Annotated in this window: 24 protein-coding genes; 13 read left to right on the top strand and 11 right to left on the bottom strand. The window is 60.3% G+C overall.

From position 1 onward, the window contains the following. Positions 1–166: 166 nt before the first annotated feature. Positions 167–3079 carry an aminotransferase gene (locus FFH90_RS02350; RefSeq protein WP_138866635.1) on the bottom strand — a complete coding sequence of 971 codons (2913 nt, stop codon included), beginning with the start codon at positions 3077–3079 and terminating at the stop codon, positions 167–169. Between the two features lie 180 nt (positions 3080–3259). Here FFH90_RS02350 and rfbC point away from each other — a divergent pair, with 180 nt between their 5' ends. The 4 genes from rfbC (at position 3260) to FFH90_RS02330 (ending at position 7654) form a co-directional block, all read left to right on the top strand. Continuing rightward, positions 3260–3805, top strand: coding sequence for a dTDP-4-dehydrorhamnose 3,5-epimerase (rfbC, locus tag FFH90_RS02345; RefSeq protein ID WP_064615862.1), 546 nt, complete (start codon positions 3260–3262; stop codon positions 3803–3805). A 162-nt stretch (positions 3806–3967) separates the two neighbouring features. Further along, positions 3968–5767 (top strand): ATP-binding protein, encoded by a 1800-nt coding sequence (locus tag FFH90_RS02340; RefSeq protein ID WP_138866634.1) that lies wholly within the window; start codon positions 3968–3970, stop codon positions 5765–5767. Then, positions 5764–7158 carry a sigma-54 dependent transcriptional regulator gene (locus FFH90_RS02335; RefSeq protein ID WP_018929295.1) on the top strand — a complete coding sequence of 465 codons (1395 nt, stop codon included), beginning with the start codon at positions 5764–5766 and terminating at the stop codon, positions 7156–7158. Before FFH90_RS02340 ends, FFH90_RS02335 begins: the two co-directional genes overlap by 4 nt. Positions 7159–7198: 40 nt before the next feature. Then, positions 7199–7654, top strand: coding sequence for a thioesterase domain-containing protein (locus tag FFH90_RS02330; RefSeq protein ID WP_138866633.1), 456 nt, complete (start codon positions 7199–7201; stop codon positions 7652–7654). A gap of 66 nt (positions 7655–7720) precedes the next feature. Here the strand turns inward: FFH90_RS02330 and cysQ are convergent, their stop codons facing one another. Both cysQ and nudE read right to left on the bottom strand, forming a co-directional pair. Then, entirely contained in the window at positions 7721–8548 is an 828-nt protein-coding gene (gene cysQ, locus FFH90_RS02325) for a 3'(2'),5'-bisphosphate nucleotidase CysQ (RefSeq protein WP_138866632.1), read from the bottom strand. Positions 8549–8559: 11 nt separating this feature from the next. Further along, on the bottom strand, positions 8560–9126 hold the full coding sequence (gene nudE / locus FFH90_RS02320; protein ID WP_111453961.1) for an ADP compounds hydrolase NudE: 567 nt from the start codon (positions 9124–9126) through the stop codon (positions 8560–8562). Positions 9127–9216: 90 nt separating this feature from the next. Between nudE and yrfG the strand changes: the two genes are divergently transcribed. Continuing rightward, the gene (gene yrfG, locus FFH90_RS02315; RefSeq protein ID WP_064615855.1) at positions 9217–9879 is read left to right on the top strand and encodes a GMP/IMP nucleotidase; all 663 of its coding nucleotides are present in this window, start codon (positions 9217–9219) and stop codon (positions 9877–9879) included. A gap of 167 nt (positions 9880–10046) precedes the next feature. Here yrfG and lysM read toward each other — a convergent pair whose 3' ends face one another. Further along, positions 10047–10487 carry a peptidoglycan-binding protein LysM gene (gene lysM, locus FFH90_RS02310; RefSeq protein WP_018929300.1) on the bottom strand — a complete coding sequence of 147 codons (441 nt, stop codon included), beginning with the start codon at positions 10485–10487 and terminating at the stop codon, positions 10047–10049. A gap of 137 nt (positions 10488–10624) precedes the next feature. On the opposite strand from lysM, the gene FFH90_RS02305 reads away from it, so the two are divergent. The 4 genes from FFH90_RS02305 (at position 10625) to FFH90_RS02290 (ending at position 15535) form a co-directional block, all read left to right on the top strand. Next, positions 10625–11512 carry a LysR family transcriptional regulator gene (locus tag FFH90_RS02305; RefSeq protein WP_018929301.1) on the top strand — a complete coding sequence of 296 codons (888 nt, stop codon included), beginning with the start codon at positions 10625–10627 and terminating at the stop codon, positions 11510–11512. Positions 11513–11606: 94 nt separating this feature from the next. Then, positions 11607–12446, top strand: coding sequence for a formate dehydrogenase accessory sulfurtransferase FdhD (fdhD, locus tag FFH90_RS02300; RefSeq protein ID WP_086944155.1), 840 nt, complete (start codon positions 11607–11609; stop codon positions 12444–12446). Then, positions 12443–14791: an FdhF/YdeP family oxidoreductase gene (locus tag FFH90_RS02295; RefSeq protein ID WP_138866631.1), complete on the top strand. Its 2349-nt coding sequence runs from the start codon at positions 12443–12445 to the stop codon at positions 14789–14791. Before fdhD ends, FFH90_RS02295 begins: the two co-directional genes overlap by 4 nt. A gap of 249 nt (positions 14792–15040) precedes the next feature. Next, complete coding sequence (locus FFH90_RS02290; RefSeq protein WP_018929304.1) at positions 15041–15535, top strand: glycine zipper domain-containing protein; 495 nt, start codon at positions 15041–15043, stop codon at positions 15533–15535. 68 nt (positions 15536–15603) lie between these two features. Here FFH90_RS02290 and FFH90_RS02285 read toward each other — a convergent pair whose 3' ends face one another. The 4 genes from FFH90_RS02285 to FFH90_RS02270 form a co-directional block, all read right to left on the bottom strand. Continuing rightward, positions 15604–16035, bottom strand: coding sequence for a thioesterase family protein (locus FFH90_RS02285; RefSeq protein WP_018929305.1), 432 nt, complete (start codon positions 16033–16035; stop codon positions 15604–15606). Between the two features lie 74 nt (positions 16036–16109). Continuing rightward, positions 16110–17336 carry a 3-hydroxyacyl-CoA dehydrogenase gene (locus FFH90_RS02280; protein ID WP_138866630.1) on the bottom strand — a complete coding sequence of 409 codons (1227 nt, stop codon included), beginning with the start codon at positions 17334–17336 and terminating at the stop codon, positions 16110–16112. Positions 17337–17464: 128 nt separating this feature from the next. After that, positions 17465–19393 carry an ATP-dependent DNA helicase RecQ gene (locus FFH90_RS02275; RefSeq protein WP_138866629.1) on the bottom strand — a complete coding sequence of 643 codons (1929 nt, stop codon included), beginning with the start codon at positions 19391–19393 and terminating at the stop codon, positions 17465–17467. A 420-nt stretch (positions 19394–19813) separates the two neighbouring features. Beyond that, on the bottom strand, positions 19814–20317 hold the full coding sequence (locus FFH90_RS02270) for a polysaccharide deacetylase (protein WP_138866628.1): 504 nt from the start codon (positions 20315–20317) through the stop codon (positions 19814–19816). A gap of 310 nt (positions 20318–20627) precedes the next feature. On the opposite strand from FFH90_RS02270, the gene FFH90_RS02265 reads away from it, so the two are divergent. From FFH90_RS02265 to FFH90_RS02255, 4 genes are all read left to right on the top strand, one after another. Next, entirely contained in the window at positions 20628–20921 is a 294-nt protein-coding gene (locus FFH90_RS02265; RefSeq protein WP_111453970.1) for a hypothetical protein, read from the top strand. Positions 20922–21014: 93 nt separating this feature from the next. Continuing rightward, positions 21015–21170: a hypothetical protein gene (locus tag FFH90_RS29895; protein ID WP_168206150.1), complete on the top strand. Its 156-nt coding sequence runs from the start codon at positions 21015–21017 to the stop codon at positions 21168–21170. A gap of 334 nt (positions 21171–21504) precedes the next feature. Continuing rightward, the gene (locus FFH90_RS02260) at positions 21505–21804 is read left to right on the top strand and encodes a hypothetical protein (RefSeq protein WP_111453971.1); all 300 of its coding nucleotides are present in this window, start codon (positions 21505–21507) and stop codon (positions 21802–21804) included. A gap of 160 nt (positions 21805–21964) precedes the next feature. After that, positions 21965–22327: a DUF1493 family protein gene (locus FFH90_RS02255; RefSeq protein ID WP_138866627.1), complete on the top strand. Its 363-nt coding sequence runs from the start codon at positions 21965–21967 to the stop codon at positions 22325–22327. A 138-nt stretch (positions 22328–22465) separates the two neighbouring features. Here the strand turns inward: FFH90_RS02255 and FFH90_RS02250 are convergent, their stop codons facing one another. The 3 genes from FFH90_RS02250 to FFH90_RS02235 all read right to left on the bottom strand — a co-directional run bounded on the left by FFH90_RS02250 (position 22466) and on the right by FFH90_RS02235 (position 25738). Next, positions 22466–24007: a phosphoenolpyruvate carboxykinase gene (locus FFH90_RS02250; RefSeq protein ID WP_018929314.1), complete on the bottom strand. Its 1542-nt coding sequence runs from the start codon at positions 24005–24007 to the stop codon at positions 22466–22468. Positions 24008–24186: 179 nt separating this feature from the next. After that, positions 24187–25089: an Hsp33 family molecular chaperone HslO gene (gene hslO / locus FFH90_RS02240; protein ID WP_018929315.1), complete on the bottom strand. Its 903-nt coding sequence runs from the start codon at positions 25087–25089 to the stop codon at positions 24187–24189. Between the two features lie 241 nt (positions 25090–25330). Further along, a complete protein-coding gene (locus tag FFH90_RS02235) occupies positions 25331–25738 on the bottom strand; it encodes an RNA-binding S4 domain-containing protein (RefSeq protein WP_064615830.1) in 408 nt (135 codons plus the stop codon). Positions 25739–25883 lie beyond the last annotated feature (145 nt).

Genomic DNA, 25883 nt, shown 5'->3' with positions numbered 1-25883 from the left:
GACCGATGACAGAACGGGAATCACCGGGCGTGGTTCGTCCACACCGTGGGCAGTGGCGACTTTATAGCCGATAAAAATCGGCTTTAAAAGCAATAAATATCCACCACCTCTAAATAACCTCAAAAATTCCCGATAACAATCGACATTTTCAACCTCTACGAGCTGCCTACAAACCTTCGCCCAGCACCTTCGACAGCATGTCCACAAAGAAGTCCACACTCTGCCGCGACGTGACCATCGGCGGTTTGATCTTGAGGATGTTCAGGTAATCACCCGTCGGCTGCATGAAAATCCCCAACTCACGAAGGCGATCGCACAACGCCGTGGTTTCTTCGGTCGCCGGTTCAAGGGTTTCGCGATTGCGGACCAACTCCACGCCCAGATAAAAGCCGGAACCGTGCACCGCTCCCACCAACGGATGCCGGCCGATCAGGGCTTCAAGACGCTCCTTGAAGTACCCGCCCACGACCTGGGCGTTTTCCCAGAGTTTTTCTTCTTCCATCACATCCAGCACCGCCATGCCGATCCGGCAACTGACCGGGCTGCCGCCAGCGGACGAGAAGAAATAACCCTCGGCCTCCAGCGCTTCGGCAATCTCCCGACGGGTAATGACGGCGCCCAACGGCTGGCCGTTACCCATGCCTTTGGCCATGGTGATGATGTCGGGCACCACGCCCTGCTCTTCGAAACCCCAGAAAAATTTACCCATGCGGCCGTAACCGACCTGCACCTCATCGGCGATGCACACCCCACCCTGAGCACGGACCAGCGCATAGACCTGCTTCAAATAGCCCGGCGGTAGCGAGATGCCGCCGGCATTGCCATACACCGGCTCGCAGATGAAACCGGCGAGTTGGCGTTTCTGCCCGGCGATTTTCGCCAGGTTGTGTTCGACGCTGCGCACGTAGTCCGGCGCGCTGTCCGGGCCACGGAATTCGCCGCGATAGGTGTTCGGTGCGGTCACCGGGTGCACCCAATCGGGACGGCTGCTCAAGGCCTTGGGGTTGTCGGCAATCGAGGTCGAGACCGCATCCGCCGCCACCGACCAGCCGTGATACGCCTCCAGCACACTGAGCATGTCGCGGCCGCCGCTGTAGGCCCAGGCCAGGCGAATCGCCAGGTCATTGGCCTCGGTGCCGCTGTTGACCAGGAATACCCGGTCCATGTTGTCCGGTGCCAACTTCAACAAGCGCTCGGAAAACTCGGCAATCGCTGCGTAGTGAAAACGCGAGTTGGTATTGAGCAACGACCATTGACGGCCGGCGACGGCGGCCATGCGCGGATGACCATGACCCAATACCGCGACATTGTTGAGCATGTCGAGGTAGGAGCGGCCCTGCATGTCGATCAAATGATTGCGCCAGCCACGCTCGATGCGCGGCGGGTCGACGTAATAATGCTTCTGGGATCGGGCAAAACTGGCGTCGCGGCGGGCCAGCAAGGTTTGCGGGTCGAGTTCTTCTTCGGCATCGCAGGCCAGACCCAGCAACGCGGCCGGCGAGGGGCACAACAACTGCCAGGCGGCAGCGCGCGAAGGTGTGCAAAACAACGGTGCGTCGAGCTGAGCACTGCGGCACAACTGTACGATCAACGCTCCACTGACAGAGCCCAGCACCTGGCCTTTGACCAATGCTGCGCCCGCGTGCAACGACGGTGTCACACCCCACAGCCGTAAACTCAGTTGTGGACCATCCAGTTGCAGCACACCCACTGCCGGCTGGTGAACCGTTCCGGCAAACGGCGATTCGACCGCCGTGCCATGAGGCACTCGCAACTCGACATGCAGAGGGCAAGTGGCCGGTTCAGTGGCGCTGTCCGGTTGGGTGCGAGACAGACGATATTGCCCATAACGACTGGCCGCCAGACCATGAGCCGCTGCAGCTTCGGTCAACAGATGCTGGTCGATCCCCTCTTGCTCCCAGTTACCCGCTTCGAAATGCGGGCTGAGCACGCCCAGATCGATCAACGCAAACTCACGCCCCACCAGACTCGGCAACAAGGGCGCAAAGCTTTCGCTGCCGATGCTCGGCAGGCCTTGACCAACCGCAGCAAGAATCGCCGCCTCCATCAACGCCAGCGGCACCGATGTGGCCACGCGGAAAATTTCCCACTCATGGGTCAGGTTGTCGCGACTGTACTCATTGCCCGGATCAATGGTGACCTGCTGTTCGCCACTCAGCACCAACACCGCCGAACGCGCAACGATCAGCGGCCAGAGCGCCAGCAGTTCTTCATGTTGCAGCGGATTGATCGCGTGATAGGCCCGAACCGCCGGCAAGATGTAGAACGGATCGCCATCAGCATGGTGCAGCAGCGCGGCACAGGTCACCGACAGATCGGTGATCCGCCAGGTTCGGACCAGGTCGCCGAAATCGATGACACCCTGCAACTGCCATTGGCGCTGCGCATCTCGCTGCCAGACCACGTTGTCGTCGGTGATGTCCATGTGAATCGCCTGCACTGGCAGCATATCCACCAAGGGCTGCAAATGGCGCTCGGCCTGCTCGGCCGCTTCAGCAATCAGCTTGCGTTGCTGATCATCCTTGATCACCGGCAGCAAATGCGCGATCAACGCGTTGGCGTGGCGGGCGTCCCATTGAAGGGTGCGCTCAAGGCCAGGATGGTCGAAGCCGACCAGCGCCAGGTCCATCTCGCCGCAGAGCCGACCGAAACCGGCGACCACGGCCTGGCTCAGATGGTCGAGGTGCGTCAGGGACTGGCCGTCGATGTAATCGAGCAGACGTACATGCACTGCTTGACCGCCGACCTCCAGGGAGAGCAGGTCTTTACCATTTTTGGCCGGGATCACTCGCGGCACCTTCACGCCGGGATGTTCGACCAAGCGCTTGAGCCCTGCGTGCTGGGCTTGCAGCTCCAGCACCGAATAATCACCACGGCAGATTTTCAGGACGAAACGCCCCTGCTCGCTGTCGACGCGGTAGTTGAGATCCTGCTGGCTTCCAAGAGCCTGCAACCGTCCGCTCAGCCCGTAATGTTCTTCCAGCAACTCAAGCGCTTGCGCCGCGGACACTTGCGGGCTGGGCAGACTGGCGCGGTGAATCAACGTGGCGAGCGGCATACAACGACCCCTGAAATTTTATTAGGCGCTTATATCGCCACTGCCGGGTGCGATACGCAACCCCCCTTCCCTGATTGGCCCGAATCAATGCGTGAGCAACTCTCTTCGCCGTCCCACTCGCGCCTGCCGGCACTTTGCGTAAGAATGTCGCCCATCAACGCCTATTGCTGGAGAAACACCATGAATGTAGTCACCACCGACCTGCCAGGTGTTCTGATCATCGAGCCCAAGGTATTTGGTGATGAGCGCGGCTTCTTCTATGAAAGCTTCAACGCCAAGGCTTTCGAAGAAGCAACCGGCCTGAACACCCGATTCGTGCAGGACAACCATTCCCGCTCGCAAAAAGGCGTACTGCGCGGCTTGCACTACCAGCTGGAAAACACTCAGGGCAAACTGGTCCGCGTCACCGCCGGTGAAGTGCTGGACGTGGCCGTGGACATTCGCCGCAGCTCGCCGCATTTCGGCAAATGGGTCGCGGTGCGCCTGTCCGCCGACAACCATCGCCAGCTCTGGGTACCAGAAGGTTTTGCCCATGGTTTCGTGGTGCTGAGCGATTTCGCTGAATTCCTCTACAAAACCACCGACTACTACACCCCGTCGGCTGAACGCAGCATTCGCTGGGACGACCCGGACTTGGGCATCGACTGGCAGCTGGACGAGGCACCGCAGCTGTCCGCCAAGGATCAGGCCGCCGCGTTCTTCAAGGACGCTGAAGTCTTCTCCTGAATTGCCGTCTGAATTTTCAGCGCCAGCATGCACTTGATCCAGGGTGCGCAGACTGCGCCCGCAAGCCTAGGGTCTATTGAGGTTTGGTAGCGAACCGCGTTGCTACCAAACGTCAACAGACCCTAGGCATAATGCGTCTGTCCCCACAGGCGCTTGATGCTCATGACACCGACCCTCCCCCGCTGGCGCAGCCTGGCACTGCTTGCGTTGTGCCTGGCACCCTTGCTGTGGCCGCTGGAGCATCTGGCCGAGCGTTATTACCGCAGCGAGCTGGCCGGGCAGAACCGTCAGACCCTCGACCTCTACGTCGCCAACCTGTTGGGTACCCTGCACCGCTATGAAGTGCTGCCGCAGATTCTCGGCGACCTGCCCGCCCTGCGTGCGACGTTGGGCGCCCCCGACGAGGGCGTGATTCAAGGCAATGCCAATCGTCTGTTGAAACACATCAGTGCCCAGACCGGCGCCGAAGTCATGTACCTGATGGACACCACCGGCAAGACACTGGCGGCCTCCAACTGGGACAAACACGACAGCTTCGTCGGCCGCAATTTCTCTTTCCGTCCATATTTCAGTGAAGCCATGGCCGGGCGCCTGGGGCGCTTCTTTGGCCTGGGCACCACCTCGGCCAAGCGCGGTTACTTCTTCGCTGCGGCGGTACACGATCGTGAAAAAATCATCGGCGTGTTGGTGGTCAAGGTTGACCTCGATCACACCGAAAGCCTCTGGGGCAAAACCCCGGAACAACTGCTGGTCACCGACCACAACGGTGTGGTCATCCTCACATCGCGGCCAGAATGGCGTTTCCGCTCGACCCGTCCATTGAGTGATGAGGAGAACAAGGCCGTCGCCGCGATTCAACCCTATCCGACCCGCGATCCAAAGCCGTTGAGTCTCGACCCCAATGCCTGGCTGACCCAAACCCGGCAGATCGAAGAAACCGGCTGGAGTGTCAGTATCCTTGCTCCACGCACCCTGATTGACCGCCCCGTGCGCACAGTCGTGGCCATCGGCGGCGCAACGCTGCTGGTATTGATGCTGCTGCTTGGCCTGATGATGCAACGCCGACGCCATTACCTGGAGCGGATCGCCTTCGAAGCCAAGACCCGCCAGGAACTCGAAGGCCGGGTCGCCGAACGGACCAGCGACCTTGAGGGCCTCAACCGTCGACTGAAACAGGAAGTGCTGGAGCGCGAACACGCCCAGCAAGAACTGGTACGCGCTCAGGATGATCTGGTACAGGCCGGCAAGCTCTCGGCGCTGGGAACAATGTCGGCGAGTATCAGCCATGAACTCAACCAACCGCTGGCGGCCATCCGCAGCTACGCGGAAAACGCCGAAGTGCTGCTCGATCATCAGCGCACCGAGGATGCTCGCGGCAACCTCAAGCTGATCAGCGAGCTGACCGGGCGCATGGCGTCGATCATCGCCCACCTGCGCGCCTTCGCCCGACGTGATCGCCATGCCCCGGAAAGCGTGGCCCTGCAACCGGCGCTGGACGACGCCCTGGCGTTACTGGCCAAGCGTCGGCGCAGCATGGAAGTCGAGCTGATCCGCGACCTGCCGGCCGCCACCCTGTGGGTCGAGGCTGGAGAAACCCGTCTGCGCCAGGTACTCGGCAATCTGCTGGCCAATGCGCTCGATGCCCTGACGGAAAAAGGCCCGCCGCGTAAACTCTGGTTGAGTGCCCAATCCACCGCCGACGGCGTCACTCTGTACATTCGCGATAACGGCCCCGGGTTCTGCCTGGAAGCGCTGGGTCGTGCCGGCGAGCCCTTCTACACCACCAAGACCCGCACTCAGGGACTTGGGCTGGGGCTGGCGATCTGCGACACCCTGATGCGCGCCTTCGGTGGTGAACTGTCGTTCTCCAACCATAAGGAAGGCGGCGCCCTGATTACCCTGAAGCTGCGCGCAGGCGCGCCGGGTGTGAGCCTGCAACCGTCCGAGGACCGAAGTGCATGACCATCGACAACCGCATCCAGGTCGTGTTGATCGACGACGATCCCCACCTGCGTCAGGCCCTGAGCCAGACCCTGGACCTGGCCGGCCTGAAGATCCTGCCGCTTGCTGAAGCCAAGGGCCTGGCCGGGCAACTGGAACGCGACTGGCCAGGCGTTGTGGTCAGTGACATCCGCATGCCGGGCATGGACGGCCTCGAACTGCTGACCGAACTCCACGCCCAGGATCCGGAGCTGCCCGTGCTGCTGATCACCGGCCACGGCGATGTCCCCCTGGCGGTGCAAGCCATGCGCGCCGGGGCTTATGACTTTCTGGAAAAACCGTTCGCCAGCGACGCCCTGCTCGACAGCGTACGTCGCGCCCTGGCCCTGCGCCGTCTGGTGCTGGACAACCGCAGCCTGCGGCTGGCCCTGAGCGATCGCAACGAACTGAGCGCCCGACTGGTCGGGCAATCGGCGCCGATGCTGCGCCTGCGCGAGCAGATCGGGGCACTGGCGGCGACCAAGGCTGACGTGCTGATTCTCGGTGAAACCGGTGCAGGCAAAGAAGTGGTGGCCCGCGCGCTGCACGACTTGTCGAGTCGGCGTAACGGCCCGTTCGTGGCAATCAACGCCGGGGCCCTGGCCGAGTCGGTGGTGGAAAGCGAGCTGTTCGGTCACGAACCCGGCGCGTTTACCGGCGCGCAAAAGCGCCGCATCGGCAAGTTCGAATTCGCCAACGGCGGCACGTTGTTCCTCGATGAAATCGAAAGCATGAGCCTGGACGTGCAGGTGAAATTGCTGCGCTTGCTGCAAGAGCGAGTCGTCGAACGCCTGGGCGGCAATCAGTTGATCCCGCTGGACATCCGCATCATCGCCGCGACCAAGGAAGACCTGCGGCAATCCGCCGATCAGGGGCGCTTCCGTGCCGACTTGTATTACCGCCTGAACGTTGCGCCGTTGCGCATTCCGCCGCTGCGCGAACGGGGCGAAGATGCGCTGGTGCTGTTCCAGCATTTCGCTGACGAAGCCAGCGCCCGCCACGGCTTGCCACCCCACGAACTGCAACCGGGGCAACGGGCGCTGCTGCTGCGTCACAGCTGGCCAGGTAACGTGCGGGAACTGCAGAACGCCGCCGAGCGCTTTGCCCTGGGCCTGGAGCTGGCACTGGACAACAGCGCACCGGATGGCGGTGTCGGCACCACGGTTGAAGTGGTCAGCGGCGGCTTGAGCGAGCAAGTCGAGAACTTCGAGAAGAGCCTGATTGCCGCCGAACTGGCGCGCTCGCACAGCTCCGTGCGCAGCCTCGCCGAAGCGCTCGGCATTCCGCGCAAAACCCTGCACGACAAGCTGCGCAAGCATGGCCTGAACTTCGCCGATGGCGGCACCAGCAGCCATACCGACGACCTCGATTGAGCTACCGTAAAATCATCCCTATCAAACAAAAGGCCCGCGAATGAACCGCGACAGTCGTCACCTGGAATCGATCCTCTATCGCGACATCCCCCTCACGCGGGATATGGGCCTCAAAGTGCTCGACTGGCATGACCAACAACTGCGCCTGCATCTGCCGCTGGAGCCCAACGTCAATCACAAGAGCACCATGTTCGGTGGCAGCCTGTATTGCGGCGCGGTGCTCGCCGGCTGGGGCTGGCTGCATTTGCGTTTGCGCGAAGAAGGCATCGAAGACGGGCACATCGTGATTCATGAAGGGCAGATCAGCTACCCGCTGCCGGTCACCACGGACGCGACGGCGATCTGTCAGGCACCGAACCCGGCAGTGTGGAGGAAGTTCCTGGCGATGTATCGACGCTATGGGCGGGCGCGGTTGACGCTGCATTCGCGGATCGTGAATGCCGGGAGTGATGAGGATGCGGTGAGGTTCGTGGGGCAGTACGTACTGCACCGCTAGGAACCAGGGCCAATACAGAACCTGTGGCGAGGGGGCTTGCCCCCTCGCCACAGAAGTTCGGCGTGCTCAGGAACGAGCGAGCGCCAATAGTTTCTCCCGCCAAGCCGCTTTAGCCGGCAGCGCCAGGAAGAACTCATTCAGCAACGATTCCCGCGCCGGATAACAGAACGGCGCGCCGCTCAAATCCAGCACCTCACCGCCGGCGCCTTCCAGCACACCTTGAGCCGCGGCCGTGTCCCACTGCGAAGTCGGCGCCAATCGCGGATAACAATCCGCCGCCCCTTCCGCCAGTAGGCAAAACTTCAGTGAGCTGCCGATATTCGCCAGTTGCAGCTCGCCCAGACTGTCACTCAACCCCGCCAGTAAGCGCTCCTGCTCAGGGCTTGAATGCCGACGACTGGCGACCACCGTGAAGGCTTCACCCGCCGCCGGCACCTCGCGAACCTGAATTGGCAACGGCTCGGCGCCTTTATCGCCACGCCAGGCACCCAGCCCGGCACCGCCTACATAAAAACGCCCGCTGGTCGGCATCGACACCACGCCGAACACCACACGCCCCTGCTCGATCAGCGCAATGTTCACGGTGAACTCTTCGCTGCCGGAGATGAACTCCTTAGTGCCGTCCAGGGGGTCGACCAACCACCAACGCTGCCAGCCGGCACGCACGCTCTGGGGGATGTTGGCATCCTCTTCGGACAGCACCGGAATAGTCGGGTCCAGCGCCGTCAACCCGGCCAGGATCACATGGTGAGCGGCCATGTCGGCAGCTGTGACCGGGGAATCATCGGATTTTGCAGTCACGGCAACGTTGACGCGCCAGAATGGCAGGATCGCCTCGCCAGCCTTCAATGCCAGCTCGACCACCGGCGCCATCAACGGATGGGGGAAACTCATGAACGTCTCACTCATAATTGAAAAATACCGCGCTGGATCAACAAGTCCCGGGCCAGATACAGCGCCGCCAAGGCACGGCCCTCGGTGAATCGCGGGTTCTGCGCCAACGCCGACAATTCCCGCAGGTTGATCTTGTCCATCCCCATCGGCTCGGGCTCGTCACCCTCCAGGCGTTCTTCGTACAAATCGGTGGCCAGCACCACTTGGATCTTCTGGCTCATGTAGCCGGGTGACAACGACAACTCGGTCAGGTGCTCCAGTTGCCGCGCACCATACCCGGCCTCTTCCTTGAGCTCCCGCTCGGCCGCCGCCAACACGTCTTCGCCCGGCTCGATCAAGCCTTTGGGCAGGGACAATTCGTAGGCATCGGTGCCACCGCAGTATTCCTCCACCAACACGGCGTGGTCCGCGTCGAGCATCGCCACGATCATCACCGCACCATAACCAGCGCCTTTGCCGACCAATCGCTCGTAAGTGCGTTCCACGCCATTGGAAAAGCGCAATTTCAGCTCTTCGACACAGAATAATCGGCTGGTGGCGACGATCTCGCGGGCGAGTATGGTGGGTTTCTGGCGCATGAGAAGCTCCTTGGCGTGAACGCGTTACTATACCCGGCCTATCCTGATTGTTTACCTCGGATATCTTTTTTACCGCTGGAGAAGTTTTTTATGCCCCTGCTGCCCTGGCGCGACATCGATACCGTTCTGCTGGATATGGACGGCACGCTGCTGGACCTGCACTACGACAACCATTTCTGGCTGGAACACCTGCCAAAGCGTTATGCCGAGTTGCACGGGGTGAGCCTGGCCATGGCGGAGCTGGAATTGCAGCCACTGTTCGAGCGCCACGCCGGTCAGTTGCAGTGGTATTGCCTGGACTTCTGGAGCGCCGAACTGAAGTTGTCGGTGCGCGAACTGAAACTGGAAACCGCGCACCTGATCGCCTTGCGTCCGGATGCGGACACTTTTCTGGCCGCGATCAAACAGGCCGGCAAGCGCGTGGTACTGATCACCAACGCCCACCGCGACTCGTTGTCATTGAAACTGGAAAGAATTGAACTGGCGCCGTATTTCGAGCGCTTGATCAGCTCTCACGATTACGGTTTCGCCAAAGAAGACCCGCAGTTCTGGGATGCCTTGCAGGCCGATATCGGCTTCGACCCGGCACGCTGCCTGTTCATCGACGACACCCTGCCGATCCTGCGCAGCGCACGCAATTTCGGGGTGGCGCACCTGCTGGCCGTGAGCGAGCCGGACAGTCGCAAAGGGCCGAAGGACACGGCAGAGTTTGCGGCGGTGGGGGATTATCGGGAGCTCATCGCAGGGCTTTAGAGTCTGACGCGGTCGTTGTGGCGAGGGAGCTTGCTCCCGCTGGAGTGCGAAGCGCTCCCAATCTGGCTGAGTTCCTTCAGAAAGGTGCATTGGCCAGATTGCGACTGCTGCGCAGCCGAGCGGGACGGTGCGGCGATCCGACAAGCTCCCTCGCCACAGGTTCTGTGTTATTCAGGAATCCGCAACACCTGCCCCGGATAGATCTTGTCCGGGTGCGAAAGCATTGGTTTGTTGGCTTCAAAGATTTTGTTGTACTTGTTCGCGTCGCCGTATGCCGCCTTGGAAATCGCGCTGAGGGTGTCGCCCTTTTTAACGGTGACGAACTGCGCTGCCTTGGCAACCGGCCCCGTTACGGTGATCTGGTCATCGACACTACCGACACCGGCAATATTGCCCACGGCCAACAGAATTTTCTCCTTCTCTTCCTGGCTTGCCACTTCACCGGTGACGGTGACTTTGTCGCCATCGATGGTCGCCTGAACATTCGGGTTACCCAAGCCGACCTTGCTGATATGTGCCTTCAGCTGCTCGCTGGCGTTGGCATTGCCGGGTGTCAGCAGATCAATAAGTTTTTCACCTGCTTCTTTCACAAAGCTAAAAATACTCATGGTGCACGCTCCTTGGGATTTGGGTTCCAGACGCCCAAGACTAGACCAGTCGTTTGAAGACCGGCTCCCAGCCGACCAATGACCCAACCCCGCGCAGGCGGTAGAATCGCAAACCTTGCCGGCGCCCTGGAGCGAAGATGGACATCAAGCAGCTGAAATTCCTCATCGCTCTCGACGAAACCCGACACTTCGGCCAGGCCGCCGCGCGCTGTCACATCACTCAGCCGACCTTGTCCATGCGCCTGCGCAGCCTTGAGGAAGAACTCGAGCTGCCGCTGGTCAATCGCGGCCAACGCTTCGAAGGTTTCACTGCGCCGGGTGAGCGCGTGCTGGCATGGGCGCGTACGGTGCTGGCGGCCTACGACGGTTTGCAGGCCGAAGCGGCGGCCTGTCGCGGCAACCTCGTGGGTACGTTGCGTCTGGGGGTGGTGCCGCTGTCGAGTTTCGACCCGGTGCCGCTGATGCAACGCCTGCATGCCGCACACCCGAACCTGCGGTTCGAACTCTCGGCCCTGAGTTCCGAACAGATCCTTGAACAACTGGCGAATAACCGTCTCGACCTCGGCGTATCGTACCTGGAGCATCTGGACGGCGAGCGCTTCGACTCCCTGGCGTTCAGCGAAACCCGCATGGGCCTGCTCTACGATCAACGCTTCTTCAGTTTCGGCGAGGCGCCGCTGAGCTGGGAGTCGCTGATCGAACTGCCCATGGGCATGCTCACCAGCGGCATGCACTTTCGCCAGTCCATCGACCATAACTTCCACAGCCGTGGCCTGACCCCACAACCGTTGCTGCAAACCGATGCAGTCCACCAATTGTTACAAGCGGTACACGGTGGCCTGTGCTGCGCGGTGATGCCGCTGAACAGCGGCCTCGAAAACCTCACCGATCACTTGCGCCTGCAACCCATCGAAAGCGCCCAGACCCTCGCCCGGCTGGGGCTGATCATGCGTCGCAGCGCTCCGCGTTCGGCCTTGGCAGAAGCCTGTTTTGCGATCTATCAGAAATCACTGACAGACTCTTGATCGACGCCATCTATCGGTAGATCAGTAATAGCGATTAGACGCGACATGTTGACGCGCCTAGGCTTAAAGCTGACCAAACCGTCGGTGATGCCTAATGAACGCCAAGCGCCCCGGCTGCGCGGCGCCCGCTCTCGAAACGCCCGCGCCCGCCGCAAGCCAGACATACAGTTACTGCAACCTCGAATACTCCGAATCATCCAGCACCGCGCTGGCTGAGGAAGTCGCGTTGGCGATCGCCTACAACGGCATCAGCCAGGCCGTCATGTTGGTGACGCCGACGGACCTTGAAGACTTCATCGTCGGCTTCAGCCTCGGCAGCGGCATCATCGACGACGCTTCAGACATCTATGACCTGCAACTCAGCGGCTCGGGTTCGGCGCAATACGCGCAAGTGACCATCGCCAACCGCGCCTTCTGGAACCTCAAGCAGCAGCGCCGGCAACTGGCCGGCACCAGCGGTTGCGGGCTCTGTGGCGTGGAAGCGGTGGAGCAAGCGCTGCCTGATCTCAAGGTGTTGCCCGGCGCCCCGCTGCCCCCGGCCGAATGGCTGGACGGCCTGCGCCATCGCATCGGCGAATTCCAGCCTTTGGGCCAGCATTGCGGCGCGGTGCATGCGGCGGTGTTCATGAATGGCAAAGGCGAATTGCTGCTGGGCCGTGAAGACATCGGCCGACACAACGCCCTCGACAAGCTGATTGGCGGGTTGATCCGCCAGAAAATCCCGACCACCGATGGTCTGGCGATTGTCACCAGCCGTTGCAGCCTCGAATTGATCCAGAAAGTTTTACGCGCCGGCATCCAGACCCTGGTCAGCCTGTCATCGCCCACGGGCCTGGCCGTGCAATGGGCCCGTCGACACAACCTCAATCTCATCCACCTACCTCAGAAAAGTGCACCAAGGGTCTACAGCCCTGCGTTGGAGAATCAAGCGTGAGTCAACACCAACAAGCCGACCAGAAACCTGTTCCACGTTACAAGCCCTATAAGGGTGCGGCCGGTGGCTGGGGCGCGCTGGCCAGCGTCGCCCGGGCCTGGCTGACCAGCGACAACGCGTTGAAAAATCTGCGCATGATGCTCAAGACCAACAAGAACGGCGGGTTCGACTGCCCCGGTTGCGCCTGGGGCGATTCCCAGGAAGGCGGCATGGTGATGTTCTGCGAGAACGGCGCCAAAGCAGTGAACTGGGAAGCGACCAAACGGCGTGTCGATGGCGCGTTTTTCGCCAAGCACAGCGTTAGCTCGTTGCTGGAACAAAGTGATTATTGGCTCGAGTACCAGGGCCGTCTGACCGAGCCGCTGAGCTACGACGCCGAAACCGATCGTTACAAACCGATCAGCTGGGAAGCCGCATTCGCCCTGATCGGCAAACACCTGCAAGGGCTGTCGAGCCCGAATCAGGCCGAGTTTTACACCTCGGGCCGTGCCAGCAACGAAGCGGCGTTCCTCTATCAATTGTTCGTGCGCGCCTATGGCACCAACAATTTCCCCGACTGCTCGAACATGTGCCACGAAGCCAGCGGTGTGGCATTGGCCCAAAGCGTCGGAGTCGGCAAAGGCACCGTGACCTTCGACGATTTCGAACATGCAGATGCAATTTTTGTCTGGGGCCAAAACCCTGGCACCAACCACCCGCGGATGCTCGAGCCACTGCGCGAAGCGGTGAAACGCGGTGCGCAGGTGGTGTGCATCAACCCACTGAAAGAGCGCGGCCTGGAACGCTTCCAGCACCCGCAACACCCGATCGAAATGCTCACCAATGGCGACAAACCGACCAACACCGCGTACTTCCGTCCGGCATTGGGCGGCGACATGGCGATCATGCGCGGCATGGCCAAGTTCCTGCTGCAATGGGAGCGCGATGCGCAGAAGGCGGGTGAGCCTGCGGTGTTCGACCACGACTTCCTCAATGAACACAGCGTCAATGTTCTGGAATACCTCGGCATCGTCGACGACACCCCGTGGGAGCAGATCGTCGAGCAATCCGGCCTGCCCCTGGTGGAAATCGAGCAAGCGGCGCGCATGTACGCCAAAGGCAAGAACGTGATCATGTGCTGGGCGATGGGCATCACCCAGCATCGCCATTCGGTGGCGACCATCCAGGAAATCGCCAACCTGATGCTGCTGCGCGGCAACATCGGCCGGCCGGGGGCCGGTCTGTGCCCGGTGCGCGGCCACAGTAACGTGCAGGGCGACCGGACAATGGGCATCAACGAACGTCCGCCGGCGGCGCTCCTCGACTCCCTGGAGCGGCGCTTCCAGTTCAAGGTCCCGCGCGAAAACGGCCACAACGTGGTCGAGGCGATTCACGCCATGGCCGAAGGCCGTTCGAAAGTTTTCATCGGCCTGGGCGGCAACTTCGCCCAAGCCACCCCGGACAGCCCACGGACCTTCCAGGCCCTGAGCAACTGCGACCTGACCGTGCAGATCAGCACCAAGCTCAACCGCAGCCATTTGATCCACGGTAAAGACGCGCTGATCCTGCCGTGCCTGGGCCGCACCGATATCGATATCCAGACCGAAGGCGCCCAAGCGGTGACCGTGGAAGACTCCTTCAGCATGGTCCACGCCTCCAACGGTCAGTTGCAACCGTTGTCGAATCTGATGCGCTCGGAGCCTGCAATCATCGCTGGTATCGCCGCCGCGACCCTGGGCAGCAAACCGGTGGACTGGAACTGGCTGGTGGCTGATTACAGCCGCATCCGCGACCTGATCGCCGACACCATCCCGGGCTTTCGGGACTTCAACGAGAAAGTCCAGAACCCTGGCGGTTTCTACCTGGGCAGCAGTGCCGGCGCACGTCGCTGGAATACCCCATCGGGTCGGGCCAATTTCCGTCCGAACATCCTGCCCAAAGACCTGGTGCACGAACGCACCCGCGCCACCGGCGTACTGCCGGACCTGATCATGCAGTCGATGCGCTCCCACGATCAGTACAACACCACCATTTATGGTCTTGATGATCGTTATCGCGGGGTGAAAGGTCAGCGGGATGTGTTGTTCGTCAATGAAGCCGACATCATTCGCCTGGGCTTCAAACCGGGGCAAAAGGCTGACATCGTATCGATCTGGGATGATGGCCGTGAGCGGCGGGTCAAGGGTTTTACCCTGCTGGCGTTTGATATTCCTGCCGGGCAAGCGGCTGCGTACTATCCGGAAGTGAACCCGCTGGTGCCGTTGGAAAGCACTGGCGATGGCAGCCATACGCCGACGTCGAAGTTTGTGGCGATCCGGCTGGAGGCGGCGAGTGAAACCGGGTTGATCATGGCCAAGTCAGCTTGACGCAGCGATGGCGGTAGCCCACTCAACAAATTTTTCCGATCCGTACTTTCCAATCGCCCACAAAAAAGGCCGTTTTCATATGAAAACGGCCTTTGAGAAGTAGCTAAAGACCGGCGAAAAACACTTAAGTTCCGCCCAAAAAACAGCAACTTATAGAAATGTGCTCAAGTCGTGTTATTCGTCGGATTTCTATTGTCACAACCATGACACAGCCTCAGGATCGCGCCGTCATCCCCTTGAGGTTCCTCTATGAAGTTCTCCTCGATTCTCTTGTTGTCCCTTGGCCTGGTCAGTGGCTTCGCGTCTGCTGGCGGCACCACCGAAGCAGGTGTGGGCGGCGCATTGGGCGGGGTTCTTGGCTCGGTCGTCGGTCAATCACTAGGCGGCAGTACAGGTTCAACCATTGGCGCGGCCCTGGGCGGCGCGGGTGGTAGCGCAGTTGGCGCAGACAGACGCAGCCGTGGCGAAGCCGCCATTGGCGGTGCGTTGGGCGCAGCTGGCGGTAACGTGGTCGGCCGCAGCATGGGCGGCACCACCGGTAGCCTGATCGGCTCCGCAGCAGGCGGCGGCCTCGGTGGCGCGCTGGGTAACCATATGGGCAACAGCAGCAATGACGACGATGATCGTCGTTCCTATCGTCGTGGTTATGACGATGATGATCGTCGCTACTACCGTGGTCACCCGGGTCGCGGCCATGCGTATGGGCATCGCAAGCATCACCATCGCTATCACGATGACGACTGAGGCTTGAATCGCCTCGTCGACCGTTAGATCCAAAAATCGCAGCCCTCGGGCTGCGATTTTTTTTGCCCTCAGATCGCCAGTCGCTCCAACGCCCCGCGCAACCCGGCAGGAATCGCCACCGGCTGATTCGACAGCCGATCGACGAATACATGCACGAAGCGCCCTGCCGCGCAGGCCTCATCTTCTCCAGCCTTGAACACCGCCAGCTCATACTGCACCGAACTGCTGCCCAACTTGCCGACCCGCAGGCCAATCTCGATCCGATCCGGGAAGGCGATAGACGCGAAGTAATCGCAGGCCGAACTCACCACAAAACCCACCACCTCACCGTCATGGATATCCAGGCCGCCGACTTCGATCAGGTAGGTGTTCACCGCCGTATCGAAAAAACTGTAGTAGGTGACGTTATTGACATGACCGTAGGCGTCATTGTCATGCCAGCGGGTGGTGATGGGCTGGAAATGGGGGTAGTCGGTGCGATGGGGCATCGGGTTGGACATCAGCGTCGGTTCCTGGAGTTGGATGGCCAGTTTAAGGTGAAACTGCGAAGGCGCTGTCACAGGCACTACCTAAATCACATGTCGGTAAACCCTCTGCCCTGCGCCGCCAACTCCCCAATCAACCGTGCCGGGGCCCAGTGATCCCCCTGTTTGGTCTCAAGCTGCAACAACCGCAGATGAATATCGTCCAGCCCTTGCTGATCCGCCCAGGCCATCGGCCCGCCCTTGTCCGCCGGGAAACCATAACCGTTGAGGTACACCAGATCGATGTCGTGCGCCGACGCCGCAATGCCTTCCTGAAGGATCTTTGCCCCTTCATTGACCAGTGCCAGCAAGCTGCGCTCAAGAATCTCCTCTGGCCCCATCTCACGCCGCTGGAACCCCAACCCTTCGCTGATTTCCAGCACCAGCGCATCGACTTCCACATCATGCTCAGCCTGACGACTGCCCGGCTCGTAATGGTAATACCCGTCGCCGCTCTTCTGACCGAAACGCCCGAGCTCGCACAAACGATTGTCCACCTGAACCTCCGGCGCATCCTGGCCCTTGCCAGCCAGCTCCCGCGCGCGCCACTCCAGGTCAATGCCGACCACGTCATACATGCGGAACGGCCCCATGGCGAAACCAAAACCTTGCAGCGCCGCATCCACCTGATAAGGCAACGCCCCCTCCAGCAGCATCTTGCGCGCTTCGAGCACGTACGGATGCAGCATGCGGTTGCCGATGAAACCGTGACAGTTGCCCGAGACCACGCTGACCTTGCCCATGCGCTGGCCCAGTGCCAGGGCTGCATCAAGCACCGCCGGAGCGGTCTGGGCGCCGCGTACGATCTCCAGCAATTTCATGATGTGCGCCGGGCTGAAGAAGTGCAGGCCCAAGACCTGCTGCGGGCGGCGAGTGGCGGCGGCGATGGCGTCGATATCCAGCGCCGAGGTATTGCTGGCCAGAATCGCTTCAGGTTTGAGCAGGCCGTCGAGTTCGCGGAAGATTTTCTGCTTCAGCTCGAGGTTTTCGTAGACCGCTTCGATCACCAGATCAACATCGCGGATCGCCGCGTAATCGGCAGCCGCCGTTACCCGTGCAATGCGCGCATCCGCCTCGGTCTGATCGATCCGCCCCTGACGCACGCTGTGGGCGTAAGTGTCAGCCACGCTGGTCAGCGCCTGCTCAAGCATCTGCGGATTGTTATCGACCCACTGCACCGGCACCCCGGCGTTGGCCAGGCACATAACAATGCCCCGGCCCATGGTGCCCGCGCCAATCACGGCGGCGCGCTGAATATCGAACGATGTCTGGCTCATGGTTGTTGTTCTCTTATTGGCGATCCAAAGACAGTCCTCACCATAGTCAGCCGATGGGTGTTTTTGAAGTTTATTCCCGTGATGGGTGACATTCAGCTGATGGATACGCCCCAGACAATCCCTACAGATTAGAGGTTCGCCTCAGCCCACGTCCGGACCTCGCCATACGGATACTCCTCCAGCGCCGCAAACCCCGGAATCGACCGCGCCTTGAGCTTGGTAAACAACGGCACGCTGATCCCGCACAGAAACCGCGTCACGCGCTCCGCCGATGGAGCACTTCCCGTGTGCTGCTGGTGCCTGTGGATAAAATCACCGCACAGCGCCTCGAAATTTTTATCCACAAGCGCCGGCAATACCGGTGGTTCGGGTAACCGCGCTACGTGGCCGTGACACACCGAACAATGCCCGCATCGCTGTGGCGCGTTTTCGTCGCCGAAGTACTCGGCCAGGCGATATCCCAGGCAGTGGTCGGCGGCGAACAGATCCAGCATGGCGTGAATCCGCGAAATCTCGGTGCGTTCGTGCTGGGTGAAGTAGGTGTGCAATTCGGCGCTCAAGGCCTGGGAATCGAAGTCGGCTTGCAGCAGGCTATAGACCTCCGTCATCTGCTTGCTTTCAAGCTCCACCCAGCCCTTTTCCTGGAAGTAATCAAGTGCCTTGACCACTCGACTGCGCTCGGCGGAATGCTGCTGATACAGTGCGTCGAAATTCACCGTGGCCCAGGTCCGTGCGCGGCTGGAAGTCTGGATGATCGCCGAGACGAAGTCCCTGCGCTCACCCTCGAAACGGGCCAGCAACGCTTCCGGCTCCTGCAAATACTTGAAGCGGTATTCGGCGTAATAGGCATAGCGTGGAGCGATCAGCCCACGCAACTCCAGCTGTACCAGCAAGGTCTTGAGCGGCAACTGGCGGATGTTGCTCTGATCGGCCAAAGGCCCCAGCAGAAACTCCCACTGCCCCTCGGGCGCTGCGGCTTGCAACTCGTCGAGCACACAACGAATGCCGTCCCGCTCCGGTGTGTCGCCGTAGACGAAATTCTCCAGCACATTGAGGCTGTCGCGGTTGGCCAGCACCAGGCAATCGGACGGCTGCCCGTCACGCCCGGCGCGGCCGATTTCCTGGCTGTAGTTTTCGATGGATTTGGGCAGGTCGAAATGCACCACGTTGCGGATATCACTTTTGTCGATGCCCATGCCGAAGGCGATGGTGGCGACGATGCAATTGGACTGCCCGCCCATGAACCGGCGCTGAATCGCTTCCCGTTGCTCGTGGGGCAAACCGGCGTGATAGGCCTCGGCCTGTATGCCGTTGCGCGCCAGATGTTCGGCGATGTGCTCAGCGGTTTTTTGCAGAGTGACGTAGACAATGCTGGGCTGGCCGGGACGCTGGCTCATCCACTCGACCAGGCGGCGGCGCTTGTCCTGGCCACGCACCGGTTCCACCAATAGTTTGAGGTTGGGCCGGTAGAAACCGGTGGTCACCACATCCTCAGGCGCAATGGCGAACCTGGCCTCCATGTCGGCGATCACCTTGGGTGTCGCGGTGGCCGTCAGCAACAGCGCTTGAGGGATGTTGAACTGGCGCTGATAGTCCGGCAGCTTGAGGTAGTCGGGGCGGAAGTTGTGACCCCACTCGGAGATGCAGTGGGCCTCGTCCACCACCAACAGCGAGATTGGCACCTGCTGCAGAAAATGGCGGAAACGCTCGTTCTTCAGGCGCTCCACGGAAATCATCAGAATCTTCAATTCACCGGACTTGGCCCGGGCCATCACATCGCTGGCGTCATCGCGACTCTGGGCCGAATCGATGCTGCCCGCCGCGATGCCGTGGCGTTGCAAGAACGCCAACTGATCCTGCATCAACGCCAGCAGAGGCGAGACCACCAGCGTCAGGTGCGGCAGTAGGATGGCCGGTAACTGATAGCACAGGGATTTGCCCGAGCCGGTAGGGAAAATCGCCGCCGCCGAACGTCCGGCCAGTACCGCGCTGACCGCTGCCTCCTGGCCGGGCCGAAACTGTGGATAACCGAAAACCTGTTCCAGGGTGTTGTGCATAAGCTGTCACTCCGTTGACCGCTGCGAAGCCCAAAGCCTAGCCGGCGAACGCAGCGAGTCGAGAAAAGGTCGGGGGCAAAAACGATACGGGATGATACAGCGTCGGCCCATCGATTCCTTCGCCACAGATTGAAACAAACGAGGCACTTTGCCCCCTGACATCAGCCCCCTGTCAGCCGGTAAGGTGCGCCCCGAGAAAAACCATTATCCGCGAAGTTTTCATCAAGGCAGGACGCCTGCACGCGGATCCTCACAAAGGAACAATCATGCCTGACACTCTGTTTTTTCCAGTCGCCCTTTTCTTTGCATCCCTGCTGCTGAACGGGTGCATGAAGCTCCCTGACGACCCCCTCTACGCTGCGCCCACAACGCTGGACAGTGCCTCACAGACTTAGTCGTCGATCGACTGACCTCGGGTAGCTACGGCACCAATACCGCCACCCGCAACTGCTCATCCAGCGCCTGTTCATGAAATACCCGGCTCTTGCTCGCCCACGTCGCATAAGCCGGGCTTATTTCCCCCGTAAACGCCGCCGCCAGCTGACGCAAATCGGCGACCCTGCGCACACGAGGACAGAAGAGTTGGTCCTCGCAGTTCTGACTGGCACTGCGATAGGTTATCAGCAACCGATCCCACAACCCGTCACGCACTTGCCTGACCGACTTGAGCTTCACAGCCCGCACGCCCAGTCGCTGTTTCAGCCCCTGCTCATCCAGCGCTTCGCTGGCCAGCAATGCCTTGCCCACCATTAACACCTCGGCGCGAGATGCGGTGTCGATGTCCGCTTGGGTGGTCAGCGCACCCGGCCAACCGGTTCGCTCCATGTTGGCCAGGACGAGCGAATGACCGACGTCAGCAGCACCCGCTACCCGACAAACACCGGCCCACAACAATAAAATCGAGGCCACACGCAGCCATTGCATACCTAATTCCCTTTAAGAGTCGACTCAGACGCTTCGAAACGTCCTACACATTCTGGCGCGCACCCTCCAGAGGCTGGATGCGTTAAGCCTGACAATCCCGTAGGAATATCGACCACCAAGGGAAAAGCTTAAAAAATAGTCGAGGGATGCGTAGGCAAAGGGCGATAACACCGCTAAATCCCCTACAAAACCTGTCCACTTGCACCACCTTGCGACGCCTCGCTGCGGCCCTCTATAGTTTTCGACGCGGCTGAAAACACTGTGTCGGCCCGCCGGCGAGACTGCCCGACTTCCCACAGGACTGACTTCGATGAACACGCGCCACTCGTTAACAGACCGCTATCGCCCGCTCAAAACCAGCTACAGCAATACCCCCGTGTTGGTCATCGACACCGAGGCCGATCCCCACGAAATCCTCGATGCCGCCCGACAACGCATCCGCGCCGCTGGCGACCTGCTCGAAACACTCTATTGCCTGTGCTTCAAACAGGCCGACGTGAAAGACATTCCCAATATCGTCAACGCGTTGTACCTGCTGACCCAGGACGGCAACGAACTGCTAGAAATCGCCCGGCAACGCCTGCCGAAAACCACGGCAGTCTGATGGCTGAAACAAATTCAAACTTAAACGAAGATCCCTGCGGGAGCCGGGCTTGCCCGCGATGATCGATAACGCGGTGTACCTGACGAAAACAAAATGCCCGACACTCAACAACGACTCGACAAAGCGGCCTACGACGCATGGTTCAAAGCACAAGTACAAACCAGCCTCGACGCCCCTCGCCCCAGCATTTCAGATGAAGAAGTCAAACACCTGATGGCAATCAAACGAGACAAACTGCAAAAGAGATAAGTCCGTAGGCAACGCCCTATCAACGCTTCGTCCCGGTCCTACAACCGAAGACACCTTGTCGCCTATCGCTGCCCGGCGGCTCAAACCTATAGTCGTGACTGTCGCTGCCAAATCAGCGACTCGGGCTTGGTCACCCGAATGGCTCATATCTACGCGTCCGTTGTATGCTGCCGGCACTTCAAGTGCCTGCACGCTATATGGTGGCTGTGTTTGGGACGCCCTCGGGCGTGCCGGGATGTGAGCCTCATCGGTTGACCAACCCGAACACAGTCCGCCTCCCATCGCTTGGTCACGGTGACGGCGGTTCTTCCTGATGCATTTGAGGCTAAAACCAATGAAGACATGGAATCCGCTCTCCAGCGATCGTTACCTTTCACTCCAATCCAACCTCACCGACACCCCGCCCCTGATCATCGACACAGAGGCCAACCCGCAAGACATCCTCGAAGCCGCCCTCCAGCGCATCCGAGCCTCCAGTGATCTCCTCAAAACCCTGCACTGCGTTTGCTTCAAACACGCTGATGTCGAAGACATCCCCCACATCACTCACGCGCTCTTCTTGCTGACCCAGGATGGCTGCGACCTACTGAAAGTCGCCCAACAACGCATGATGGGCTGGAAAGCGCCAGCCTGACCACGCGCTAACAGGCAAGCCGCGCCCCTGTGGGAGCTGGCTTGCCTGGGTAGTAACCGGAGACATCCTTTACGTTTTAACCGCTGCCATCGGGCTTGCGCCCTTCCCCACGAATCCGACGCCCAATAAGATCCTCCAAAGCCCAACCGGATGCCCCGTAATGATCCTCGCCCCCAACTTCCCCGACGACCACGCCATGCACCTGCTCATGCAGTTGCTGCACGAAGAACTCGGCCTGCCCGAACGCAAAACCATCAGTCTCACCACCTCGATCAACTTTGACCTGGGTTGCGATGGCGCTGATGCGCGGCAGCTGATGGAAGCGCTGGAGGAACAGTTCGCCATCGATTTCGTCGACTACGACGCATATCGGTATTTTCAACCGGAAGGGTTTGATGTGTTTCTCAAGCGCCGAGCGAAGGGTCGTGGCGACAAAGTGCCGCTGACTATTGAGATGCTCTACAAAGCAGTCAAGAAACAACGGTGGGATACGCAGGAAGTGGAAGGGGTCGAGGGGATCTGATCAACAGAAGTGGAATTATTCTGGCTGTTTAGCGTGTTTACTGCGGGAATATTGCCAGTTTTGCCTCAAGGGAACTGAATCAGCGCTCACAAAAAAGCCGCCCCAAAGGGCGGCTTTCTCATTGCATCAGACCAACTCTTACAACTTCGGCCCAGCAGCCTTGATCGCGTCGCTCACGTCGAACTTCTTGAAGTTCTCGACAAACAACCCGGCCAGTGCTTTAGCAGCTTCATCGTAAGCAGCCTTGTCAGCCCAGGTGTTACGTGGGTTCAGCAGGCCAGTCTCAACGCCCGGCACAGCCAATGGCACGTCAAGGTTGATGGTGTCCAGGTGCTCAGTCTCGGCACCGATCAACGCGCCGCTCTGGATCGCTGCGATCACGCCGCGGGTGGTCGGGATGTTGAAGCGTTTGCCGACGCCGTAGCCGCCGCCGGTCCAGCCGGTGTTGACCAGGTAGACCTTGGAGCCGAAGCCGCGGATGCGTTTGATCAGCAGTTCTGCGTATTCGCCAGCCGGACGCGGGAAGAACGGTGCGCCGAAGCAGGTGGAGAAGGTCGACTTGATGCCGCTGCCGGAACCCATTTCGGTCGAGCCCACCAGAGCGGTGTAGCCGGACAGGAAGTGGTAGGCCGCTTGTTCTTCATTGAGGATCGACACTGGCGGCAGCACGCCGGTCAGGTCGCAGGTCAGGAAGATCACTGCGTTTGGCTCGCCGCCCAGGTTCTTCTCGGAACGCTTGGCTACGTGCTCTAGCGGGTAGGCGGCGCGGCTGTTCTGGGTCAGGCTGACATCGGTGTAGTCGGCGTGCTTGGCGTCGTCGATAACAACGTTTTCCAGGACTGCGCCGTGTTTGATGGCTTTCCAGATGACCGGCTCGTTCTTCTCGGACAGGTCGATGCACTTGGCATAGCAACCGCCTTCGATGTTGAACACCACGCCTTCGCCCCAGCCGTGTTCGTCGTCACCGATCAGGTAACGGCTTTCGTCGGCGGACAGGGTGGTCTTGCCGGTGCCGGACAGACCGAAGAACAGGGTCACGTCGCCCGCTTCGCCGATGTTGGCGGCGCAGTGCATTGGCAGCACGTCGGCGGCCGGCAGCAGGAAGTTCTGCACCGAGAACATGGCTTTCTTCATTTCACCGGCGTAGCGCATGCCAGCGAGCAGCACTTTTTTCTGCGCGAAGTTGATGATCACGCAACCGTCGGAGTTGGTGCCGTCACGCTCTGGCACGCACTCGAAGTTGGCGACGTTCAGAACTTGCCACTCTTCACGACCGGCCGGGTTGTACTGGGCCGGGTTGATGAACAGGCAACGACCGAACAGGTTCTGCCAGGCAGTCTGGGTAGTCATTTTCACGGCCAGGTAGTGCTCTTCAGCCGAACCTACGTGCACGTGGGAAACGAAATGCTCTTGCGCGTTGTTGAACGCCTCGACGCGAGCCCACAGGGCATCGAACTTGTCGGCCGGGAACTTGCGGTTGATCGGGCCCCAGGCAATGGCGTCCTGAGTAGTCGGCTCTTCAACGATGAAACGATCGACTGGCGAACGGCCGGTACGGTGACCGGTGCGAACAACCAGCGCGCCGGTATCGGCAAGCTCGCCTTCACCGCGATTCAGGGCTTGTTTAACCAGATCATCAACACTCAGATCGGTGTACACGGCGTTATTGGCTTGCGTCATGAGGTTCCCCGTCGGCCAGTGGCCGAGTGCTCCAAACGTTTTGTAGTAGAAAGTCGTGCACTACTACCGCGAAAAAAGTGGGCCGGATTATGCCAGAAAAGCCCAAAAAGTGTAGGGCCCTCCCGTCAGAACGGCGTTATTCCGGCGCTAAGCAGTGAATTTACCTGCGCTGAAGCGTTTTAGTGACGAGTATCTGACGGCGTATCAACCCCTGCACCGGCGAATAATTGGGTGATATCGGCCGCGTCGAACAGATAGCGCTCGTTGCAAAACTGGCAATCGACCTCGATGCTGCCGCCATGCTCGACGACCAGCTGCTGCGCATCTTCCAGTCCCAGACTGACCAGCGCATTGCCCGAGCGTTCCCGGGAGCAACTGCAATGGAAGCGCAGTTTCTGCACATCGAACAAACGCACTTGTTCTTCGTGGTACAGGCGATGGAGCACGGTTTCGTTGTCCAGGCTCAGCAATTCGTCGGCGGTCAGGGTGCTGGCCAGGGCGGTGATGTGCTGCCAACTGGCGGCGCGATCTTCTTCATCTTTCAGACGGTCGGCAGGCAATTGCTGCAACAGCAGGCCACGGGCACGACGGCCGTCGGCGTACAGCTTGAAGCGGGTGCCAACCTGCTGCGACATGACGAAATAGTTGGTGAAGCAATCGGACAGGGTTTCACCGTCGAGATCGACAATGCCCTGATAACGCTGGCCTTGAGTCGGGTCGACAGTCAGCGCCAACACGCCATTGGGCATCAGGTCGGCGAGCGTCGCATCGGGCGCGATCTGCTCGGCGTCGTAGCGGGCCAGGCCGCGAATTTCGCGCTCGCTGGAGCACTCGATCATCAGCATCGGCACCGGGCCTTCGGAACGGGCCTGAAGAATCAGCAAGCCATCGAACTTCAAGGTGCCTACCAGCAACGCTGCAGCCGCCATCAGCTCGCCCAGCAGTTGCGCGACCGGCTCCGGATAGGTGTGTTTGGCGAGGACTTCGGCATAGCTACGCTCCAATGCCACCAGTTCGCCGCGGGTGTCGCTGTCATCGAAGATGAAGCGTTGGGTGTAGTCGGTATCCGGTAGATCGGTCATAGGTCTGGGTATCTGAAGTGGTGACAAAAAAGGTTACAAAAAATGAAACACGCCGTAGCAGCACGTTTGGGGGTGAGCTTAGCCATAGCGGCATTTTATGAACAATTCGGGGTTGTTCCAAGCAAGGTCAAACCTCGGTTTTCGACGAGCGGTGCTTTCACCTGCGAAATGCGCCGTTGGCGAATATCCCCCATATGGCTGCACAGGCAGGCGATTACAAGTCTGCGCCCGACGGCCGTCACTACTCGTCGTTGCTGCTGCCGCGAAACTTGAACAAATCCCGGCGCTGTTTCTTGCTCGGTTTGCCGTCGGTGCTCACGCCCAACGCCCCGGCCTTGCGCATGGCCGCCGCCGCTTCGCGCTTGGCAACGCTGGCTTCGGTTTCGGCATACAGGGCCTGGGCTTCCGGCGCGCCACGACGCACGATCGACAACGCCTGGACCACCACCGTGCGCTCCTCGAAGCCGGTGCGAATCTGAAACTCGTCGCCGATCCTCGGCTCCTTGCCTGGCTTGCAGCGCTCGCCCCGGCAATGCACCTTGCCGCTTTCAATCGCGGCCTTGGCCAAGGCACGTGTTTTATAAAAACGCGCAGCCCACAACCATTTATCGAGACGAACCTTGTCGTCCTCTTCGCTTTTTTGTGCCATTGGATGTCCTCATTCTGAAATATCGATGAACTGTACTACCGTTTCTGTCGTGCCATGAATCACAACGCCGTGGATTAGAATGCAGGCATTCCCCCCCTGTTTGAGGGATGAAAATCCGGGCCGTAGATATCTGTCGCCTTTTACC

Source organism: Pseudomonas sp. ATCC 43928 (assembly GCF_005938665.2).
Classification (GTDB): Bacteria; Pseudomonadota; Gammaproteobacteria; order Pseudomonadales; family Pseudomonadaceae; genus Aquipseudomonas.
Note: the sequence above shows the minus strand (reverse complement) of the source record. Positions and strands in the feature narration are given on the sequence as shown.

Bases quoted from the DNA above. Each gene is read 5' to 3' on its own strand.
- hslO (WP_018929315.1), bottom strand. From the start codon at position 25,089: ATGACCGATCTACCGGATACCGACTACACCCAACGCTTCATCTTCGAT.
- FFH90_RS02290 (WP_018929304.1), top strand. From the start codon at position 15,041: ATGAAGTTCTCCTCGATTCTCTTGTTGTCCCTTGGCCTGGTCAGTGGC.
- nudE (WP_111453961.1), bottom strand. From the start codon at position 9,126: ATGCGCCAGAAACCCACCATACTCGCCCGCGAGATCGTCGCCACCAGC.
- lysM (WP_018929300.1), bottom strand. From the start codon at position 10,487: ATGAGTATTTTTAGCTTTGTGAAAGAAGCAGGTGAAAAACTTATTGAT.
- FFH90_RS02265 (WP_111453970.1), top strand. From the start codon at position 20,628: ATGAACACGCGCCACTCGTTAACAGACCGCTATCGCCCGCTCAAAACC.
- FFH90_RS02255 (WP_138866627.1), top strand. From the start codon at position 21,965: ATGATCCTCGCCCCCAACTTCCCCGACGACCACGCCATGCACCTGCTC.
- FFH90_RS02340 (WP_138866634.1), top strand. From the start codon at position 3,968: ATGACACCGACCCTCCCCCGCTGGCGCAGCCTGGCACTGCTTGCGTTG.
- FFH90_RS02235 (WP_064615830.1), bottom strand. From the start codon at position 25,738: ATGGCACAAAAAAGCGAAGAGGACGACAAGGTTCGTCTCGATAAATGG.
- FFH90_RS02350 (WP_138866635.1), bottom strand. From the start codon at position 3,079: ATGCCGCTCGCCACGTTGATTCACCGCGCCAGTCTGCCCAGCCCGCAA.
- FFH90_RS02285 (WP_018929305.1), bottom strand. From the start codon at position 16,035: ATGTCCAACCCGATGCCCCATCGCACCGACTACCCCCATTTCCAGCCC.
- FFH90_RS02330 (WP_138866633.1), top strand. From the start codon at position 7,199: ATGAACCGCGACAGTCGTCACCTGGAATCGATCCTCTATCGCGACATC.
- FFH90_RS02305 (WP_018929301.1), top strand. From the start codon at position 10,625: ATGGACATCAAGCAGCTGAAATTCCTCATCGCTCTCGACGAAACCCGA.
- FFH90_RS29895 (WP_168206150.1), top strand. From the start codon at position 21,015: ATGCCCGACACTCAACAACGACTCGACAAAGCGGCCTACGACGCATGG.
- FFH90_RS02270 (WP_138866628.1), bottom strand. From the start codon at position 20,317: ATGCAATGGCTGCGTGTGGCCTCGATTTTATTGTTGTGGGCCGGTGTT.
- FFH90_RS02280 (WP_138866630.1), bottom strand. From the start codon at position 17,336: ATGAGCCAGACATCGTTCGATATTCAGCGCGCCGCCGTGATTGGCGCG.
- FFH90_RS02260 (WP_111453971.1), top strand. From the start codon at position 21,505: ATGAAGACATGGAATCCGCTCTCCAGCGATCGTTACCTTTCACTCCAA.
- FFH90_RS02250 (WP_018929314.1), bottom strand. From the start codon at position 24,007: ATGACGCAAGCCAATAACGCCGTGTACACCGATCTGAGTGTTGATGAT.
- rfbC (WP_064615862.1), top strand. From the start codon at position 3,260: ATGAATGTAGTCACCACCGACCTGCCAGGTGTTCTGATCATCGAGCCC.
- FFH90_RS02275 (WP_138866629.1), bottom strand. From the start codon at position 19,393: ATGCACAACACCCTGGAACAGGTTTTCGGTTATCCACAGTTTCGGCCC.
- fdhD (WP_086944155.1), top strand. From the start codon at position 11,607: ATGAACGCCAAGCGCCCCGGCTGCGCGGCGCCCGCTCTCGAAACGCCC.
- FFH90_RS02335 (WP_018929295.1), top strand. From the start codon at position 5,764: ATGACCATCGACAACCGCATCCAGGTCGTGTTGATCGACGACGATCCC.
- yrfG (WP_064615855.1), top strand. From the start codon at position 9,217: ATGCCCCTGCTGCCCTGGCGCGACATCGATACCGTTCTGCTGGATATG.
- cysQ (WP_138866632.1), bottom strand. From the start codon at position 8,548: ATGAGTTTCCCCCATCCGTTGATGGCGCCGGTGGTCGAGCTGGCATTG.